19 protein-coding genes, 1 pseudogene, 1 riboswitch and 1 other annotated feature are annotated in these 17,560 nt (G+C 38.6%); of the genes and pseudogenes, 15 read left to right on the forward strand and 5 right to left on the reverse strand.

All coding sequences use genetic code 11. The features are described from left to right. Positions 1 to 89: 89 nt before the first annotated feature. The 3 genes from QI30_RS16835 (at position 90) to QI30_RS16845 (ending at position 2,218) form a co-directional block, all read left to right on the forward strand. Positions 90 to 998: a DMT family transporter gene (locus QI30_RS16835; protein WP_126991742.1), complete on the forward strand. Its 909-nt coding sequence runs from the start codon at positions 90 to 92 to the stop codon at positions 996 to 998. Positions 999 to 1,164: 166 nt separating this feature from the next. Continuing rightward, positions 1,165 to 1,692 (forward strand): RNA polymerase sigma factor, encoded by a 528-nt coding sequence (locus QI30_RS16840; RefSeq protein WP_158621057.1) that lies wholly within the window; start codon positions 1,165 to 1,167, stop codon positions 1,690 to 1,692. After that, positions 1,634 to 2,218, forward strand: coding sequence for a hypothetical protein (locus QI30_RS16845; RefSeq protein WP_126991744.1), 585 nt, complete (start codon positions 1,634 to 1,636; stop codon positions 2,216 to 2,218). Before QI30_RS16840 ends, QI30_RS16845 begins: the two co-directional genes overlap by 59 nt. Here the strand turns inward: QI30_RS16845 and QI30_RS16850 are convergent. After that, positions 2,210 to 2,635 (reverse strand): DUF1284 domain-containing protein, encoded by a 426-nt coding sequence (locus tag QI30_RS16850; protein ID WP_126991745.1) that lies wholly within the window; start codon positions 2,633 to 2,635, stop codon positions 2,210 to 2,212. The two genes, QI30_RS16845 and QI30_RS16850, sit on opposite strands and share 9 nt — an antisense overlap. Positions 2,636 to 2,760: 125 nt before the next feature. Next, positions 2,761 to 2,999 (forward strand) — a binding site (T-box leader). Between the two features lie 41 nt (positions 3,000 to 3,040). Here QI30_RS16850 and metG point away from each other — a divergent pair. Together metG and QI30_RS16860 are read left to right on the forward strand one after the other, a co-directional pair. Continuing rightward, a complete protein-coding gene (metG, locus tag QI30_RS16855; RefSeq protein ID WP_126991746.1) occupies positions 3,041 to 4,675 on the forward strand; it encodes a methionine--tRNA ligase in 1,635 nt (544 codons plus the stop codon). Between the two features lie 62 nt (positions 4,676 to 4,737). Then, positions 4,738 to 5,310: a hypothetical protein gene (locus tag QI30_RS16860; RefSeq protein ID WP_126991747.1), complete on the forward strand. Its 573-nt coding sequence runs from the start codon at positions 4,738 to 4,740 to the stop codon at positions 5,308 to 5,310. Between the two features lie 198 nt (positions 5,311 to 5,508). Here the strand turns inward: QI30_RS16860 and QI30_RS21355 are convergent. Together QI30_RS21355 and QI30_RS16865 are read right to left on the reverse strand one after the other, a co-directional pair. After that, positions 5,509 to 5,681, reverse strand: a pseudogene (locus tag QI30_RS21355) (IS3 family transposase); the annotation flags it as partial. A 256-nt stretch (positions 5,682 to 5,937) separates the two neighbouring features. After that, positions 5,938 to 6,351: a VOC family protein gene (locus tag QI30_RS16865; protein ID WP_139992987.1), complete on the reverse strand. Its 414-nt coding sequence runs from the start codon at positions 6,349 to 6,351 to the stop codon at positions 5,938 to 5,940. A gap of 228 nt (positions 6,352 to 6,579) precedes the next feature. Between QI30_RS16865 and sigB the strand changes: the two genes are divergently transcribed. From sigB to QI30_RS16890, 5 genes are all read left to right on the forward strand, one after another. Then, entirely contained in the window at positions 6,580 to 7,335 is a 756-nt protein-coding gene (gene sigB / locus QI30_RS16870; RefSeq protein ID WP_126991749.1) for an RNA polymerase sigma factor SigB, read from the forward strand. 284 nt (positions 7,336 to 7,619) lie between these two features. Continuing rightward, a complete protein-coding gene (locus QI30_RS16875; RefSeq protein ID WP_126991750.1) occupies positions 7,620 to 8,096 on the forward strand; it encodes a DsrE/DsrF/DrsH-like family protein in 477 nt (158 codons plus the stop codon). 17 nt (positions 8,097 to 8,113) lie between these two features. Further along, the gene (locus QI30_RS16880; protein ID WP_126991751.1) at positions 8,114 to 8,677 is read left to right on the forward strand and encodes a sulfurtransferase TusA family protein; all 564 of its coding nucleotides are present in this window, start codon (positions 8,114 to 8,116) and stop codon (positions 8,675 to 8,677) included. A 38-nt stretch (positions 8,678 to 8,715) separates the two neighbouring features. Then, on the forward strand, positions 8,716 to 9,843 hold the full coding sequence (locus QI30_RS16885; protein ID WP_126991752.1) for an MBL fold metallo-hydrolase: 1,128 nt from the start codon (positions 8,716 to 8,718) through the stop codon (positions 9,841 to 9,843). Between the two features lie 108 nt (positions 9,844 to 9,951). Next, positions 9,952 to 10,179, forward strand: coding sequence for a sulfurtransferase TusA family protein (locus tag QI30_RS16890; RefSeq protein ID WP_126991753.1), 228 nt, complete (start codon positions 9,952 to 9,954; stop codon positions 10,177 to 10,179). Between the two features lie 124 nt (positions 10,180 to 10,303). Here the strand turns inward: QI30_RS16890 and QI30_RS16895 are convergent, their stop codons facing one another. Next, on the reverse strand, positions 10,304 to 11,110 hold the full coding sequence (locus tag QI30_RS16895; RefSeq protein WP_126991754.1) for a glycerophosphodiester phosphodiesterase: 807 nt from the start codon (positions 11,108 to 11,110) through the stop codon (positions 10,304 to 10,306). A gap of 109 nt (positions 11,111 to 11,219) precedes the next feature. Here QI30_RS16895 and QI30_RS20490 point away from each other — a divergent pair, with 109 nt between their 5' ends. After that, positions 11,220 to 12,554: an AAA family ATPase gene (locus QI30_RS20490; RefSeq protein WP_158621058.1), complete on the forward strand. Its 1,335-nt coding sequence runs from the start codon at positions 11,220 to 11,222 to the stop codon at positions 12,552 to 12,554. Positions 12,555 to 12,557: 3 nt separating this feature from the next. After that, a complete protein-coding gene (locus QI30_RS16905) occupies positions 12,558 to 13,574 on the forward strand; it encodes a 5-methylcytosine restriction system specificity protein McrC (RefSeq protein ID WP_126991755.1) in 1,017 nt (338 codons plus the stop codon). Between the two features lie 35 nt (positions 13,575 to 13,609). Here the strand turns inward: QI30_RS16905 and QI30_RS16910 are convergent, their stop codons facing one another. Further along, positions 13,610 to 14,482, reverse strand: coding sequence for a YitT family protein (locus QI30_RS16910; protein WP_126991756.1), 873 nt, complete (start codon positions 14,480 to 14,482; stop codon positions 13,610 to 13,612). A gap of 312 nt (positions 14,483 to 14,794) precedes the next feature. Then, positions 14,795 to 14,900: riboswitch (SAM riboswitch) on the forward strand. Between the two features lie 95 nt (positions 14,901 to 14,995). Here QI30_RS16910 and QI30_RS16915 point away from each other — a divergent pair. The 3 genes from QI30_RS16915 to QI30_RS16925 are packed head-to-tail and all read left to right on the forward strand — an operon-like array spanning position 14,996 to position 17,540. Beyond that, complete coding sequence (locus tag QI30_RS16915) at positions 14,996 to 16,021, forward strand: methionine ABC transporter ATP-binding protein (RefSeq protein WP_126991757.1); 1,026 nt, start codon at positions 14,996 to 14,998, stop codon at positions 16,019 to 16,021. Next, positions 16,011 to 16,673 carry a methionine ABC transporter permease gene (locus QI30_RS16920; RefSeq protein ID WP_126991758.1) on the forward strand — a complete coding sequence of 221 codons (663 nt, stop codon included), beginning with the start codon at positions 16,011 to 16,013 and terminating at the stop codon, positions 16,671 to 16,673. The genes QI30_RS16915 and QI30_RS16920 overlap by 11 nt, the downstream gene beginning before the upstream one ends. A 12-nt stretch (positions 16,674 to 16,685) precedes the next feature. Next, positions 16,686 to 17,540 (forward strand): MetQ/NlpA family ABC transporter substrate-binding protein, encoded by an 855-nt coding sequence (locus tag QI30_RS16925; RefSeq protein WP_126991759.1) that lies wholly within the window; start codon positions 16,686 to 16,688, stop codon positions 17,538 to 17,540. Positions 17,541 to 17,560: the final 20 nt, after the last annotated feature.

Here is a 17,560-nt window from a genome sequence, read left to right on the forward strand (position 1 = left end):
ATGTAAATCGTCAAAAACATTCATTTTTCTTATATGTATAAGGCTATTATAATAAGTTTTATATAATTTTGAAAGATAGGTGATACAAAATGCACGAGACAAAAGAACGTACCTCGAAGTTGCAAATGCGTGGCGATTTGATTATGGTCGTTGTGACATTATTTTGGGGTGCCTCGTATTTATTTATTAAAATGGGCTTAGGGTCAATTGAACCGAGCAATTTATTAGCATTGCGTTTTGGTATTGCCTTTATATTAGCAGCAGTTGTTTTTTATAAACGGATGCGCAAAACGACATGGCTTATGCTGAAACATGCCTTTTTACTTGGCACTTTATTGTTTGCTTCATTGATTGTGGTAACCATTGGTGTCAAATCTACTTCGGCATCGAATGCAGGCTTTTTATTTAGTCTTGCGGTCGTATTTGTGCCGTTATTATTAGCGTTATTTTATAAAAAACGTCCAGAACGGCATGTGTTATTTGGCGTTGTGCTATCTTTTATCGGTATTTGCTTGATGACGATGACACATGGATTCGGTATTCGCATGGGTGATTTATTCATTATTATTGGTGCGCTATTATACGCATTGTACATATTAGTGACTGATCGTGTCGCAACGCAGAGTGATGCGCTTGCACTTGGCATTTGGCAGCTTGCATTTACAGCGCTTTGGGGACTCGTCATCGCATTTTTATTTGAAACACCTAAACTACCAGAAACATCAACTGCTTGGGTAGCGGTACTTGCTTTAGGTATTTTGTGCAGTGCGTGTGGTTTTATTGGACAAACGGTCGCGCAGCAATATACAACACCGCTTCGAACGGGACTTATTTTCTCATTAGAGCCCGTATTTACGATTGTCTTTTCCTTCATTTTCTTACACGAAGTTTTAACGATGCAAGGCTATATAGGAGCGGCCTTTATGCTTATAGGTGTTATGACTGCTAAATTAGATTTGCGCTTGTTCCGCGCAGTCGAACGTGTAGAGTCTCATTAGGGTTTTTAGGAGTTTGGATAAATATCCGAGCTCCTTTTTGCTGTAAGTCAGGGGTTAGTAAAGATAACATTATATTAGTCCATCTCTCTATTTTCTTCATTTATTTTAAAAGAAAATGGGACGTTTTTGGCAGCTACTACGTCTAATAAGTAAAGGGGGCGAGAAAATGGAACAGGAAATACGGCTATACAGTAGCTATTTACATCAGGTTGCGTATTTGTATGTTAAGGACCGCGAGCTCGCAAAAGATGTTGTCCAGCAAGTATGGCTAAAGCGTTTGAAGAAGGTGGACCAGTTTCGTGCGGAAAGTCAGCTTAAAACGTATTTAGTGCGGATGACGGTGAATGTATGTCATGATTTGTTACGTAAGCAGAAAAAATGGTATGAGCCGATGACAGAGAAAGTCGATTTTAGGACACCCGAACGAAGACTACTACAAAAAGAACGCACAGAAAATCTGATTGGCGCGATACATACCCTCACATTTAAAGAGCGTGAAGTGATTATTTTACATTATTTTGAGGAATGGACAACGCCTGAAATTGCTTCCTGTTTGTCGATTACGTCCTCGGCGGTGCGCAGTCGATTACAGCGGGCACGCATGCATTTAAAGGAGAAATTGGAGGTGGCGATAGATGAAGAAGAAACTCGAAGCGGAATTGAAGCCTATTATGCTAACGGAACAAGAGATTGAACGCATCGTGCGAGAAACGCAAACGGTGACGAAACCCTCTCGAAAACCAATGCTTATCAGTGTCGCATGGGTAGCGACAGCCTTGTTATTTTTTGTACTATTACTGCCGACTTTTACGACAACGTTACATACGGGCGCTACAGTCGCGTTTAACTGGTGGTACGCTATCGTTGTGCTTATTTTTTTAAGTCACATCGTCTATATTTATTTACTAAGACGTGTGAAACAAACGATTTACTGTCCATCATGTGGGGAGGAGCTTTCCGAGCGTTATTTACGTAAAAAAATGTGGAAGGGAAAAACACCTTGTCCTCGTTGTGGGACAACAACATTTCGCTTGCGAATGCGCAAAAAAATGTTTGGCTTCCAATTTTATTTACTGGCGATGCTGCAGTTTGAAGCACTTGTTTTTCATACAATTGGCTGGCCTATTTTCTTTAGTTTTTTAATTGTTTTCGTGTTATATGGATTCTTCTTTTATCATGTATCTTCTAATGGATGTGAAACAGTTGAAAGCCTATGGTGAAAACTTCACATCTTGTAGCCCGTGCCCATCGAGTAAATGTTTAAAACCTTGCTCACAATAGCCAAATTTTCGCCATGTACAATGCCCACAAAGTGTTTGAATGCTATTAGGCTTTGCATAAATTTTTAAGCGTTGCTCAATCGTCGCCCAGGACACAATTTGCCCAACTTGTAGACCGAGGAAATCTAAAATAGCCGCATCTTGCGCATAAATTCTTTTTTCATGACAATGATTTTCCTGATAACATGGGAATTTTGCACAGAGCATATCAGGGCCACTAATCAGTTGAACTAATTTTTGGGGTTGTTGCTGTAATTTATTATGAACAGCTGTCATATTATCCGCGTATTCCTTAGAATACCCAACTCCTTGATAGCCGACCATACAAAAAATATGGTGTCCGCGTAATTGATACATTTTTTTGCACCTCATTTAGGTTAACTTTATTTTTATTAATGTTAACTCAAATGGAGGTTGAAGGCAATCCAAATTATTTTAATTGTCAAACAATTTAAAAAATGATATGCTCATACTTGTAAAATATTCAGGCGAAGAAAAGGAAGAGTAATTCTTGTCGCATAGTAAAGAGAGCTTCTGCTGGTGGAAATGAAGCGTATGACGGAGAATGAATATGACCTTGGAGCCCTGCACCGAAATGAAAGTAGGCTGCAGCGAGAAGCCACTCGTTACAACAGGAGCAGTATGAACACGTACTGATAGAGACTAGCTGCAGATGCAACTAGTAAATTTAGGTGGTACCACGATACGATTCGTCCTAATCGATTTTTCGATTAGGGCGTTTTTTTATTAGGAGGAGATATTATGAGTATTTTTATTGGTGGCGCATGGCCATATGCGAATGGCTCACTACATTTAGGGCATGTCGCAGCATTATTACCAGGGGATATTTTAGCACGCTATTATCGATTAAAAGGAGAAGATGTATTATATGTTTCTGGTAGTGATTGTAATGGTACGCCGATTTCAATACGTGCAAATCAAGAGGGGACAACGGTTAAAGCCATTGCCAACCGGTATCACGAGGAATTTGAGGCCTGTTTTCAAGAACTAGGCTTCACCTATGATTTGTATACGCGTACGGATAGTGAGGCACATCATCAGGCTGTGCAGGATTTATTTTTAACACTACAAGCGAATGGCTATTTGTATACGAAAAAAATAGAGCAAGCCTATTGTCCTGTAGATAAACAATTTTTGCCGGATCGTTTTGTTGAGGGCATCTGTCCGGTGTGCGGTGCAAAGGCACGCGGCGACCAATGCGATAATTGTTCGACGATTTTAGATCCACTTGAGTTGCTTGAAAAGCAGTGTAAAATTTGTGGCACAGCACCTGAAATTCGTAAAACAGAGCATTTTTATTACCAATTTAGTGCTTTCCAGAAACAGCTAGAGCATTTTGTCGAGCAAGCAGAAGCGGCGGGTACCTGGCGAGATAATGCATTGCAACTAACGAAACGTTATTTACAAGAAGGTGTACCAGACCGTGCCGTGACAAGGGATTTGCCTAATGGTATCGATGTACCAATTGCCGGCTATGACGGAAAGAAAATATATGTCTGGATTGAAGCAGTAGCGGGGTATTATACAGCGAGTTTAGTATGGGCACAGCAAAATGGACAGGCGCTTGAGAAGTGGTGGCCCGCACGAACAAGAGCTTATTACGTGCATGGTAAAGATAATATTCCATTTCATACGATCATTTGGCCAGCTATTTTAATGGGCGCACATAATGAGGCATTGCCAACACATATTGTTTCGAACGAGTATTTAACGTTAGAAAAACGTAAACTTTCTACCAGTCAAAACTGGGCGGTGTGGGTACCTAATTTCTTAGAGCGCTACGATGCCGATTCCTTGCGTTATTTTTTAACAATTAACGCGCCTGAAAATCGCGACGCTGATTTTTCATGGCGTGAATTTATTTATAGCCATAATAGTGAGTTACTTGGTGCATTTGCGAATTTTGTGAATCGAAATCTAAAATTTATCGCCAAATCTTTTGATGGCAACGTACCGCAAGCTCCGATTGATGTGGCCATATATCATCGTGTTGCTGTATTGTATGAAAAAGCTGGCCAATTGATTGAAAACGGGCACTTAAAGCAAGCACTAGAGCTCATTTTTGAAGACATACGAGCAGGCAATCGTTATTTTGATGAAGCACAGCCATGGCGCACATTAACAGAGGCTCCTGAGCAATGTGCCAAAACGCTTGCAACATGTGTTTTTTTAATTGAAAATTTGGCACAACTTTTGCAGCCCTTTATTCCATTTGCGTGTGAAAAATTAAAACGTATGTTAGCCATCGAGGCAAACGGTTGGCAAATGATTTCGACATTGCCAGCAGTAGTCCAGCAAGTACAGCCACTCTACGAACGCATTGATGTGGCAAAAATTGACGAAGAGTTACAACGCTTGCAAAATAACATTAAATAGTAAATATTTATTATGAAAAACCATCTTTTTAGGGTAATATGGAGAAGAAAGGTGGTAATGATATGAAAAAAGGGTTTTTAGTAGCCTTGTTTGCGTTTGTATTGGCTTGGGTGCCGCTTCAAGCGAGTGCCGCGACAAATTATATGCCGACAGTTGGAAAAACGTATACATACAAGGCATTAATGAATGACGACAATGATAAATTAATCACGAAAAAATTTGCGTTACTTGCGGATGAACCGACTGCTTTTATGACAGAGGAAGAATGGCAGCAAACAGCAGAGGGTCTAACAGGTGTGATTGGTAGTACAGAAGATGAAGAAACAATGCTGATTACAATGTATGAGCCAAAAAAGAAAATTATAACCTTCTCGTTATTTAGTGGCACTAGCGAAGATTATTTCACAGTGAAGCTAAGTAAAGTAGGTACGAGCATTCAAACGGATTATGGCAAAATGCGTGTAGCATCTGCTAATAAGACGGTGAAAATAAAAGCGGGTACGTTTAAAAAATGTACAGTCGCAAAAATCGGTAGCGGCAAAAAAGCAATTAATTATGTTATCGCACCAAAGCATGGCTTGATTCAAATTAGTCAAAACGGCAAGTCCATTTTAGAAGCAATAAAAATTAAATAATAAAAGAAGCTGGGTCCATAACAGATGTCCAGTTGACAAAAATTAGCAAAAAGAAAAGAAAGAATCGTTTGCGCGGGAACTGACCCACGAAAGTGAGATAAAGAAAAAGACAATATCTTTCAGCTGAATTTGACGGCGACTCCTAGGGGCCTCTAGGAGTCGCCGTCAATTTCTTGTTAAACCATCTTTTTCCGGTATTCAACTGGGGTGTAACTTGGCCAAAATCCGCGTATCATTATCGTAGTTGATGTATGCTTGAACGACAATGCCATTTGTCGTTATCAAAAGCCCATCAAAATAAAATGTTTCGTACTAATGATGGCGTTATTAGCGGGCATGCCTTTACGGGACATGCTCATGATAACGCCTTTTTTGATTGCTTGCTAATAATCATGCGACGTCAGTTTAGATATGTCTTTCCCATAGGTGTATTGTTTTCCGAAAGGCTGTTGTAACCAATGCGCCTCTCCGTCTGGATACTGCTTCACCCATTAAAAAACACCTCTAAAGATTTTTCTCCTTGAAGGTGCTTTTTCTTTTTATACTGTCTCAGATTTTTAGGTCAATTCGCCAGCGCAATTCCTTCTTTATATTGTGTACGGCTCCTAAAATGAAGATAAGATTCTATTATGCATCGAGTCCTTGAGCTTTTAACCATTCAGGATCAGGCGGCACTAACTCGATTAACTCAATAATTAAACCGTCGGGGGCTTCAATTTGAAAACGCGTTTGTCCCCATGGCTCCCGTAAAATATTTGTCAAAATAGGCACGCCTAAATCTTCTATTTTCTTATACATTTGCTGAATATCCTCAACAATATAGGCGAGTAAAAATCCTGCTGGGTCTTGGAATTGGCGTTTAAGTAAGCTTTCATGGTCTTTCTGTACAAAATCAATGGCCATTTGCTGCATGTCAGAGCGCGCAAGTGAACGATACCAATCCCCAACGCTTGTTTGCACTTCATAGCCTAAAACCTCACAAAAAAATGCAGCAGATTGGGTCACATTTGATGCGTTAATTGCTAAACCGAATGTCGGCATTCCGCTCCCTCCTTTTTTATTGTATACCCGTTTTAACAACGGATAATTTTCCATAAAAAGGATTTTGTTTATGCAACCATATGCCTGAGCACTCCCACTTTTACACTATTTTACAGAAATAAAGATTTCTTTTTACACTTAATGGGTAGAAAAGTGAGAGAAGGTCCTTATTGTAGTATGTTGTTTTTGTGTGAATGCTTCATACCAATGAAAAGTAGGTGTATATCGATGACAACAAAGTATGCATCAAAAGAGCAAGTACATCAGTGGATTCAGCAGTGTCAGCAAAATCGTGATGAGGATGCGCAAACGCAGTTAGTACTTAATTACAAATCATTAATTTATTCCATTACAAATCGATATGTGAAAAACTATGCGCAACAAGAAGATTTATTTCAGGTAGGGGTTATTGGCTTATTAAAAGCGATACGTCGCTTTGATGTATCCATTCAACGTAGCTTTGAAGCATTTGCGATACCGACAATTTTAGGAGAAATCAAGCGATATATTCGGGATACGACATGGGATGTACACGTACCACGTAGGGTAAAAGAATTGGGACCTAAAATTAAACGTAAGGTAGCAGAGTTAACGACTACTTTACAGCGTTCCCCATCGATTTTAGAAATTGCACAAGCTTTAGATACAAGTTTAGAAGAAGTGCTTGAAACGATGGAAATGATGACAAGCTACAACACCTTATCATTAGATGTACCTATGGATGTGGACAGTGAGGATAGGGATCGAACTTTTTTTGATGTAGTAGGATCGGTAGATGAAAACTTTGATTATTTGGAGAAAATGATGGCTGTTCAAGCAAGCATTCAAGTATTAGATCACCGGGAACGGGATGTTATTGAGCTAACATTTATGGCAAATATGACACAAATTGAAATTGGTAAGCAGCTAGGTATTTCACAAATGCATGTATCACGAATTAAGCGAACGGCACTTGATAAATTAAAAACAGCTGTAATGAGCTAGAGAAAACTTTAAGTATCTAATGAAAATTAGATACTTTTTTTATGAAAAAATACATATACCCCTATATATATAAGGAAATATCGATGTATATAACTTTATAAAACCCTTCATTTACGGTGTTTTAAAGAAAATAAATAATATTCGTTGACATATACCTAACAGGGTATTAATATAGAGCTTGTAAGATATCACAAAATAAAAATGAAAAAACAAATAAATTGTTGTATACAGCTCTTTATTTTTCAATAAAAAAATACCTATGTGGGTAATTAATGGAGGACTTAATGGAAAAGAAACGCACGACAATCGTATTATTTAGTGGAGACTATGATAAGGCAATGGCTGCCTATATTATTGCAAATGGGGCAGCAGCGTACGACCATGAGGTAACGATTTTTCATACGTTCTGGGGTATTAATGCCCTGCGCAAACAACAGCCAGTAGCGGTGAAAAAAGGATTTCTTGAAAAAATGTTTGCTAAAATGATGCCGCGCGGAGCAGAGCAGCTTGGTTTATCAAAAATGCAAATGTTAGGCATGGGTCCAAAAATGATTAAACATGTAATGAAAAAGCATAATGCACTAACGCTAACTCAACTTGTTGAAATGGCGCAGGAGCAAGATATTAAATTAGTAACATGTACGATGACAATGGATTTATTAGGGCTTCAAAAAGAGGAGCTATTAGATGATATTACGTATGCAGGTGTTGCAGCGTATTTAGCGGATGCTGAACAAGGCAACGTCAACTTATTTATTTAACTTGGAGGAAACAAATTATGACAATTCATGCAGATGTAAAATTAGATGCAAAGGGTTTAGCTTGCCCAATGCCAATCGTAAAAACGAAAAAAACAATTGAAAAAGAAGTACAAGAAGGACAGGTAGTAGAAATTCAAGCAACGGATCAAGGCTCAAAAGCAGATTTAGTGGCATGGGCAAAATCAACAGGCCATCAATATATCGGCCTAATTGAAGAAGGCGACATATTATTCCACTATATTCGTAAATGCAACCCAGAAAAAGCAGATGCTACTGAGAAAACATTTACACAAACTGCTTCAAATGATGATTTAGCTAATGTAACAGGTACTATTTTAGACGTTCGCGAAGCAGCTGAATATGCATTTGGTCATATTCCAGGGGCGCTATCAATGCCACTAGGTGAGTTAGAGGAACGTATGAATGAATTAAATAAAAATGAAGCAATCTACGTTATTTGTCGTACAGGTACACGTTCAGATTTAGCCGCACAAACACTTGCAGCAAACGGCTTTACAAATGTATATAATGTTTTACCAGGCATGAGTGAATGGCAGGGTGAAACCGCGCAAGAACTATAAAATTTTTTCAAAAAAATAATACCTATGGGGGTAAAAAGATGACAGTATCAACATGGACAGCACAACAAGTAGCACAAAAAGTAATTAATAATGATGAATTATTTATTTTAGACGTTCGAAATGCAGATGCGTTTGCCGACTGGAAAATTGAAGGTCACAAATTTGAGTATTTAAATATTCCATACTTTGAATTATTAGATGGTGTAGAAGAAATTTTACCGAAATTGCCAGCGGATAAAGACATTTTAGTTGTCTGCGCAAAAGAAGGTTCTTCTATCATGGTAGCAGAAATGTTAGCAGAAGAAGGATTGGATGTAGCGTATTTACAAGGTGGCATGAAATCTTGGTCAATGTATTTAGAGCCAATTAAAGTAGCTGATTTAACAGACGGTGGCGAATTATATCAATTTGTACGTTTAGGTAAAGGTTGCTTATCGTATATGATTATCTCAGGTGGCGAGGCAGCAATCATTGATGCAGTGCGTTTTACAGAAGTGTTTACAAACTTCGCAGCTGAAAAAGGCGCAACAATTAAACATGTATTTGATACACATTTACATGCTGACCATATTTCAGGTGGTCGTCATATTGCAGCACAAACTGGTGCAACTTACTATTTACCAGAAAAAGATGCGGAAGAAGTTGTATTCGACTATACAGCATTAGAAGATGGTCTAACAGTAAAAATTGGTGCATCTCAAATCGAAGTTGGCGCGCTATACTCTCCGGGGCATACAATTGGTTCAACATCGTTTGTTATCGATCATCGCTTCTTATTAACAGGTGATATTTTATTCATCGATTCAATTGGCCGTCCTGATTTAGCTGGTCTCGCAGAGGACTGGGTAGCTGATTTACGCGAAACATTATATAGTCGTTACCGTGCATTAGCGGAAGATTTAATCGTTTTACCGGCACACTTTATGATTATTGATGAATTGAATGAAGATGGTACAGTAGCACGTCGTTTAGGCGATTTATTTGCACAAAATCATGGTTTAAATGTTTCGGATGCAGACGAATTCCGTCATTTAGTAACAGATAACTTACCACCACAACCAAACGCATACCAAGAAATTCGTCATGTAAATATGGGGAAAGTAACACCAAATAACGACGAGCAAACGGAAATGGAAATCGGTCCAAACCGTTGTGCTGTACGCTAAAATTCGCAGTTTGCTGGAGCATATTATTGTCACACACTGCGTGAGAGCTGTCCCAAACGGCTGATTCTATAAATCACTTACACAAAAACAGGAAAAGAGGAATTACACATGAATATTACAAAATCATTAGACGCAAAAGGCCTAGCATGCCCAATGCCAATCGTTAAAACAAAAAAAGCAATGGATACACTAGCAGCAGGTGACGTATTAGAAGTTTTCGTTACAGATAAAGGCGCACTAAATGACTTCGCAGCATGGGCACAAGCAGGTGGTCATAACATCTTGGAGCAAAAAGAAGATGGCGATGTGATTACGTTTTACATTGAAAAAGCATAAAAAATGAACTAGGATAAAATACTCTAAAAATGAATAGAAAAAAGAAGGAATCGATAAGACGATTCCTTCTTTTTTATAAAATAATGCTCATTCAGAAAACCTATCCCCTATACTCATCCGATTCTTACGGAATAATAACATCCGTTTCGATTAAACGAGGATGCAATTTTTGAGCTTTTTCATATTGTGCTTCTGTATTGACGCCATAGATATGCAATTTGAGTTTAGCACGTTTAATCTTTTCTGCAGTTTCCGCGTTTATGTTATTAATAGAAACTGAGTAGAGTGCTTGATTATATTTTTTCAATGCGATAAGATCTGTATCAACATTTTTAAGTGCGTTCCCAAGGAAAGTTACGGGTGCTTCAGGGTACCATTTATTAAATTGTTCACGAATTTCTGTATTACTTAGAACAAAGAACGAATGGTTATATACATTTTCTTGTTGTGCTAGTTGAATCACATCATCTACAAAATCTTTATCATCCCAATTCCCCTTAGAACCATCAAAATTGATACCAACATCATAACGGTCCGCTTCTTCAAGCGCTTCTTGTAATGTAGGTACTTTATAAGAGGTTAAATGACCTGTATCATCTTCAATCTTTAATTTTTCAATTTCAGCAAGCGTCATATTACTTACTTGTCCACTACCATTCGTTGTGCGATCAACCGTTTTATCATGCATTAAAATGTAATGATGATCTTTCGTTCGTTGAACATCAATTTCGACAAAACCATAGCGCAATTTACCAGCTGCTGCAATGGCTTCAACCGTATTTTCAGGAGCTACTATTTGTGCACCCCGATGTGCGCTAAGTTCAGTTTTATTACTTTGAAGCCATTGAGAATGTTTGGCTGCGCTTGCCTCTCCTGTAAAGATAATAGTTGCTGCAACAGCAACCATAGTTCCTATAAGTGATTTTTTCATGAGGTCACTCCCTTTAGTTTATCGTACAACCTTATAATAAAGGGAATATATTAAGGCAATATAAAGGGTATGCTAAAATGTTGTTAGAATAGAAAAAGGGGGCGATAATATGGCAGTAGTCATTCGATTTGATTTTGATGAAAATCCAATGGCTTATTTTCATTTTGAGCATAATAATCGCGATGGTTCCTTTGATAAATATTGGTTCACAGAGGAGGGGGATGAACTTCCTTTTGTGAAACGGTTTATTGATGAACAACTCGAAACAGGGGAAGCATTATATGCGCTTTATTGGTATGACGGAGCGCCGGTCATGATGTCGCGCATTCAGAAGGTGCTGACAAAGAAAGAACTTGATGAAGTAAATGAGACGTTAACGGATAAAATTGAGCTTTCTCCAACATATGAGCAGCCGCTTATTTGGTTTGAGAAATCCTTTCGATTGGTACACCCGGCGATTGATGGTTTTTTAACAGCGCTTGATGTGCCAAAGATTGAATGGGATTTTTATGCCTTCGATGATATCGAATACGAGCAGTTTTTAGCATCAAATCATATTCAGTACTCTTTATTTGAGGCAGAATTAACGGTTGATGAAGAACAACTTAAGCAACAGCTCTTTTTCGATGAAGCCCAATTAGACATGATACAAGAGGCACTTTTATACAAGAAAAATATCATTTTACAAGGACCTCCAGGTGTTGGGAAAACCTATTTAGCGAAGCAGTTAGCCTATTTAAACATGCCGTTTAAAGAACAGCATTTCATTCGAACGGTGCAGTTTCATCAGTCGTATAGCTATGATGACTTTGTGCAGGGCTATAAACCGACCGTTGACGGAGGCTTTGAGCTGAAAAATGGGGTGTTTTATACATTTTGTCAGACGGCACAGCAAGATCCATCGCATCCCTATTATTTTATTATTGATGAAATGAACCGCGGGAATGTTAGTAAGATTTTTGGTGAGTTGATGACGCTGATGGAGGCAGATAAACGCGGACCGTCATTTGCGATTCCACTAGCATATGATGAAACGCCGTTTTATATTCCAGAAAATGTATCAATTATTGGCATGATGAATACCGCAGACCGCTCACTGGCGGTTGTGGATTATGCGCTGCGTCGTCGTTTTGCGTTTGTGACGTTGACACCGCAGTTTAATCAGAAATTTCGCCAGCATTTACTTGATGCAGAAGTACCGCTCGTATTAGCGAATTTTATTAATGAAAAAATGACGAAGCTCAATGCAATTATTGCAGAGGAACCAAATCTAGGACGTGGCTTTATGATAGGGCATAGTTATTTTTCACAGCCACAGGCAGATGCGGTGAAGTGGTATAATCGCGTCATTCGCCTAGAGATTGCGCCGTTATTAGAAGAGTATTGGTTCGATGAGCCGGAGCTTGCGCGTACGGAAATTGCGAAGTTACGCTATGAGGTTTAGTGGATGATTCCAATTGCGAATATTTATTATATGCTGAGCTACAGTGCTGGTATTTTGCCAGAACAGGGTGAGCGTTTTGTGACAGCGTCGAATGATGAGGCACTTGTGGAGTTATTTGCACAAGCCTTTGAACGCCGATTGACGCCAGTTGTAAAGCGTGGATTTTATAAAGAGTATGTAACAACAAAGCAAGAAACGACTGCACCACGCGGCAAAATTTTAATGCGTGAAACGATGCGTCTTGGCCATAAGCCTCGTGTTGTGAGTGAGGTAGACCACTTTTCAGTCGATATTTTGCATAATCAAATTATACGGGCAACATTAGTGAAATTAATTCATGACGGCTCATTGACGCGGCAAACGACAACAAAATTAACGCGTCAGCTGCGCTATTTTCAAGAAATCACACCCATTCGTGTCACAGCGCAGCATTTTGAGAATTTAACATTTCATCGTCAAAATCAAAATGACCGCATGCTGCTAGATATTTGCCGCATGATTCATTTATATACGATGATTGATGAGGTAGACGGGCGACTGCGCTTTATTGATTTTGAAAAGACGCATCGTATGCATGAGCTATTTGAGCAGTTTGTCCGTAATTTTTATAAGCAGCATCTACATGACTATCAGGTGTCACGTGAATATATGGATTGGCATGTTGGGCGTGTTGTAAAGGGAGACCGTTCACTCATTCCAAAAATGCAGACGGATATTTGTTTGACGAATGAGGCGCGAAAAATCATTATTGATACGAAATATTACGAGCATACGCTCATGACGACGCGTTACGGAGCAGAGCGCGTACATTCGCAAAACCTGTATCAGCTCTATAGTTATTTAGAGAATGCTGAATCTCGGCCCATGATGGCGGGTATGCTGCTATATCCGCAGGTCGATGAGCCAATTGATTTAGTTGTCGAGTTAAATGGCTATCCGTTAACTGTCGCAACCGTCGATTTAAATGTGCATTGGTCTGTCATTCATACGCGTTTAATGCAATTAATTGAACGCATTTAAAAAAGAGGAATTGCATTTGCAATTCCTCTTTCGTCTTAGTGAATATCTTTTTTCTTGAAATTCCCGCCCTTAACTTCGGCTGTGTCATACACAGTAACGAAGGCATTTGGGTCTGTTTCAAAAATAATTGATTTCATTTTTGTATCTTCCATACGGTTAATGACGCATGTTACTTCTTTGAACATTTCATTTGAATAGCCACCATAGACCTCTGACAATGTCGAACTACGACCAAGACGATCGCGAATCGTTTCGACAAGTAAATCAGGGTCCTTCGTAATGACTTTATATGTTTTCGAGCCGCTCAGACCTTCTTCAACGATATGAATTACTTTTGAGGCGATGAAGTATGCTAGACCAGAAAGAATCGCACCTTCAAGACCGAATACCGTTGATACGAGAATGAAGACAAACATATTTAAAAATAAAATTAAATCACTCGTACCAAATGGTAGCTTGCGCGCTAATAATACTGCGAGCATATCAATACCATCTAGAGCACCACCGTTACGTAGTGCAAGACCCATACCAAAACCTAAAATGATACCACCGACAACGGTAATTAATAACGTGTCCCCTTCAATAATTGTATCGACATGGTGGAGTATAATTGTTCCGATTGCTAACGTTGCAATCCCTAAAATTGAATAGAGTGCAAAACTTTTACCAATCTGCTTATAGCCTAGCCAAATAAAAGGAATATTAATAATTGCGATTAATGTGCCAAGCGGTAAGCCGAATAATTGTGATAGTACGATACTAATACCTGTAACGCCACCATCGGATACGCTATTTGGAATTAGGATTGCTTCTAGTCCATAGGCCGCAATCAAAGCCCCGATAATAACCATTAATCCTTTAAATAGTGGTTTCTTAAAACTCTTCTTTTTTGTTTTTCCTTCTGCCATAGAATCTCCTTCACTTTGCTACAAATTGTTGTTCTATTATTATTTTATAAAAAATTAGACTCAAATGTATAATTATAAGTATTTTTTTCACGATTTTTTTTAAAAGTCTACTGAATGACAAGGATATAAATACGTGTTTTACGTTATTTCAGTGAGTAATTGTCTATTTTCAGTAAAAAAATGAAATCGCTTTCTTTTTAAAGACTATAATTTTCTTATTTTCAGAAAAAAATATTTTTTCAGTAAATTTATTGACAAGTAATTTACTAGGGTTTATCATGAAACCAATCAAAACAAACAACAATTACATAGTTCTTATCAAGAGAGATGGAGGGACAGGCCCGGTGAAATCTCGGCAACAGCTTTTTAAAAAGTAATGTGCCAAATCCTGCAAGTAGTTTCACTTGGAAGATAAGAGTACGATTTTAACACCTTTCGTTTCTCTTTTATTTCGAGAAGCGAAAGGTTTTTTTGATGTAACTTACGTTTAAGAGGGAGAAGGTAGATGCTTAAATGATTGAATTTTCAGATGTTTCTAAAATATTCAAAGTAAAAAATCGTGAAGTGAAAGCGGTGCAAAATGTATCATTGAAAATTGAAAAAGGAGATATTTTTGGCGTCATCGGCTTTAGTGGTGCGGGAAAAAGCACGCTACTACGCATGGTGAACTTATTAGAAAAGCCAACAGTAGGTACAGTCAAGGTGCATGATACCGATTTAATGAAGCTTTCACCTAAAGAATTACGTGGCCTACGTCGTAACATTGGTATGATTTTTCAAAACTTTAATTTGATGACCTCACGCACGGTTGCTGGCAATATTGCCTACCCAATGAAGCTTGAAAAAGTGCCAAAAAAGGAAATTGAGCGTCGTACAAAAGAGCTGTTATCCTTTGTCGGCTTATCAGAGAAGGCAAAGGATTATCCGGAGCAATTGTCTGGTGGTCAAAAACAGCGTGTCGGTATTGCACGAGCGCTAGCAAATAACCCGGACATTCTCATTTGTGATGAGGCAACATCGGCACTTGATCCGGAAACAACAGCGGATATTTTAAAGCTGTTAAAACGCGTCAATGCAGAGCTTGGTATTACAGTGTTATTAATTACACATGAAATGAATGTCATCCAAGAAATTTGTAATCGTGTGGCAGTCATGGAAAACGGTTTTGTGATTGAATCGGGGGATGTGTATGACGTATTTACAAACCCGCAGCATCCAACGACACAGCGCTTTATTCAGTCGGTGAATCAAGATAGACCGTCTGAGGCAATTTTAAAAGAATGGCGGGAAAATGGCGGCAATCATTTATATCGTGTGTTATTTAAGGGCTCGACGACACATACGCCATTATTATCGGAGATTACGCAAAAATACGGCGTTTATTTCAATATTCTTTATGGTACGGTTCGAGAATTGCAACAGCAGATGTTTGGCAATCTACTCGTTTCCTTTGAGGGCGATGAACGAGCGATAAAAAAAGCTATTTTGGAATTACAGCAAATCGTAGAGATGGAGGAGGTGGTTGTGCATGAAAGTTGATTGGGCATTATTTTGGCCGCGTATTTTAGAAGCGACAGGTCAAACGATTTACATGGTGCTACTAACATTAATTTTTGGCGCCATTATCGGCATTGTAATTGGGTTACTACTTTATGTGACACGCGAAAATAATATTATGGAAAGCAAAGTCGTCTTTACCATTTTAAATATTCTCGTTAATATTATTCGCCCCATTCCATTTATTATTTTCCTTGTGGCGCTATCACCATTAACGCGTATCGTTATGGGAACGACGATTGGCACGACAGCGGCAATTTTCCCAATGACGATTGCGGCGGCCTTTAGCATCGCACGTGTTGTCGAAAATAACTTAATTAGTATCGACCCAGGTGTTATTGAAGCAGCGAAGGCAATGGGTGCGAGCTCTTGGCAAATTGTGTTCACTGTCTTAATTCCAGAAGCACTTGGACCATTAGTGTTAGGCTTAACCTTTGTGACGGTTGGTTTGATTGACTTCTCAGCAGTTGCCGGCACAGTAGGCGGCGGAGGTCTTGGACATATTGCCATTACATACGGCTATCAGCGCTTTGATACGAGTGTCATGATTGTAACGGTCGTTATCTTGATTGTGCTTGTGCAATTAGCGCAATGGCTTGGAAATACGGTATCGAAGAAAATTTTAAGAAGATAAGGGGATTAAGAGATGAAAAAATTAGGATATGTATTAGTAACAGCATTACTTGTCGTTGTATTAGCAGCGTGTGGGAAATCAGATGACGCCGCAGATAAGACCGTGAAAATCGGTATTAGTGGCTCAGATGGCATGCAGTGGCCATTACTAGAAGAAAAATTAGAAAAAGAAGGCATCCATATTGAATTTGTTGAATTTGAAGATTACACATTACCAAACAATGCATTAGCACATAAGGATATCGACATTAATGCATTCCAGCACGTATCATTCCTTTCTTCTTATGTAAAAGAAAGTGGCAATGACCTAGTACCATTAGCATCAACCGTATTTGCACCACTTGGCTTGTACTCAGAAAAATTAAAAGATGTAAAAGACATTAAAAAAGGCGATACAATCGCGATTCCAGATGATCCATCAAACCAAGCACGGGCACTAAAATTATTAGAATCAGCTGGCTTAATTGAATTAAAAGCAGATTTCGGCTTATATGATGATGCATCAAAAATTACAGAAAATCCATTAGAGCTAGACATTAAACCAATGGTGGCACAGCAAACACCGCAAGTATTACCAGATGTTGCGGCAGCTATTATTAATAATGGTATCGCAGGCCAAGCAGGCTTATCACCAGGTGAAGATCCACTTTATCTCGAGGACGAGGCAAGTGATAATATCAAACCATATATTAATATCTTTGCCGTTCGTGCAGAAGATAAAGACAATGAAACATACAAAAAAATCGCTGAATTATACCAAAGCGAAGATATTCAAAAAGCTGTAAAAGAAGAAACAAAGGGCGGTCAAAGCATCGTTGTTGAGCCACAAGAAGACTTATTAAAAACATTTGATGAATTAAAAAAATAACCATTTAGGAGGTTCTAATC

The organism is Candidatus Kurthia intestinigallinarum, from assembly GCF_003991225.1.
GTDB lineage: Bacteria > Bacillota > Bacilli > Bacillales_A > Planococcaceae > Kurthia > Kurthia populi.

Coding starts and splice junctions, on each gene's coding strand:
- QI30_RS16835 (WP_126991742.1), top strand. CDS start 90: ATGCACGAGACAAAAGAACGTACCTCGAAGTTGCAAATGCGTGGCGAT.
- QI30_RS16840 (WP_158621057.1), top strand. CDS start 1,165: ATGGAACAGGAAATACGGCTATACAGTAGCTATTTACATCAGGTTGCG.
- QI30_RS16845 (WP_126991744.1), top strand. CDS start 1,634: ATGAAGAAGAAACTCGAAGCGGAATTGAAGCCTATTATGCTAACGGAA.
- QI30_RS16850 (WP_126991745.1), bottom strand. CDS start 2,635: ATGTATCAATTACGCGGACACCATATTTTTTGTATGGTCGGCTATCAA.
- metG (WP_126991746.1), top strand. CDS start 3,041: ATGAGTATTTTTATTGGTGGCGCATGGCCATATGCGAATGGCTCACTA.
- QI30_RS16860 (WP_126991747.1), top strand. CDS start 4,738: ATGAAAAAAGGGTTTTTAGTAGCCTTGTTTGCGTTTGTATTGGCTTGG.
- QI30_RS16865 (WP_139992987.1), bottom strand. CDS start 6,351: ATGCCGACATTCGGTTTAGCAATTAACGCATCAAATGTGACCCAATCT.
- sigB (WP_126991749.1), top strand. CDS start 6,580: ATGACAACAAAGTATGCATCAAAAGAGCAAGTACATCAGTGGATTCAG.
- QI30_RS16875 (WP_126991750.1), top strand. CDS start 7,620: ATGGAAAAGAAACGCACGACAATCGTATTATTTAGTGGAGACTATGAT.
- QI30_RS16880 (WP_126991751.1), top strand. CDS start 8,114: ATGACAATTCATGCAGATGTAAAATTAGATGCAAAGGGTTTAGCTTGC.
- QI30_RS16885 (WP_126991752.1), top strand. CDS start 8,716: ATGACAGTATCAACATGGACAGCACAACAAGTAGCACAAAAAGTAATT.
- QI30_RS16890 (WP_126991753.1), top strand. CDS start 9,952: ATGAATATTACAAAATCATTAGACGCAAAAGGCCTAGCATGCCCAATG.
- QI30_RS16895 (WP_126991754.1), bottom strand. CDS start 11,110: ATGAAAAAATCACTTATAGGAACTATGGTTGCTGTTGCAGCAACTATT.
- QI30_RS20490 (WP_158621058.1), top strand. CDS start 11,220: ATGGCAGTAGTCATTCGATTTGATTTTGATGAAAATCCAATGGCTTAT.
- QI30_RS16905 (WP_126991755.1), top strand. CDS start 12,558: ATGATTCCAATTGCGAATATTTATTATATGCTGAGCTACAGTGCTGGT.
- QI30_RS16910 (WP_126991756.1), bottom strand. CDS start 14,482: ATGGCAGAAGGAAAAACAAAAAAGAAGAGTTTTAAGAAACCACTATTT.
- QI30_RS16915 (WP_126991757.1), top strand. CDS start 14,996: ATGATTGAATTTTCAGATGTTTCTAAAATATTCAAAGTAAAAAATCGT.
- QI30_RS16920 (WP_126991758.1), top strand. CDS start 16,011: ATGAAAGTTGATTGGGCATTATTTTGGCCGCGTATTTTAGAAGCGACA.
- QI30_RS16925 (WP_126991759.1), top strand. CDS start 16,686: ATGAAAAAATTAGGATATGTATTAGTAACAGCATTACTTGTCGTTGTA.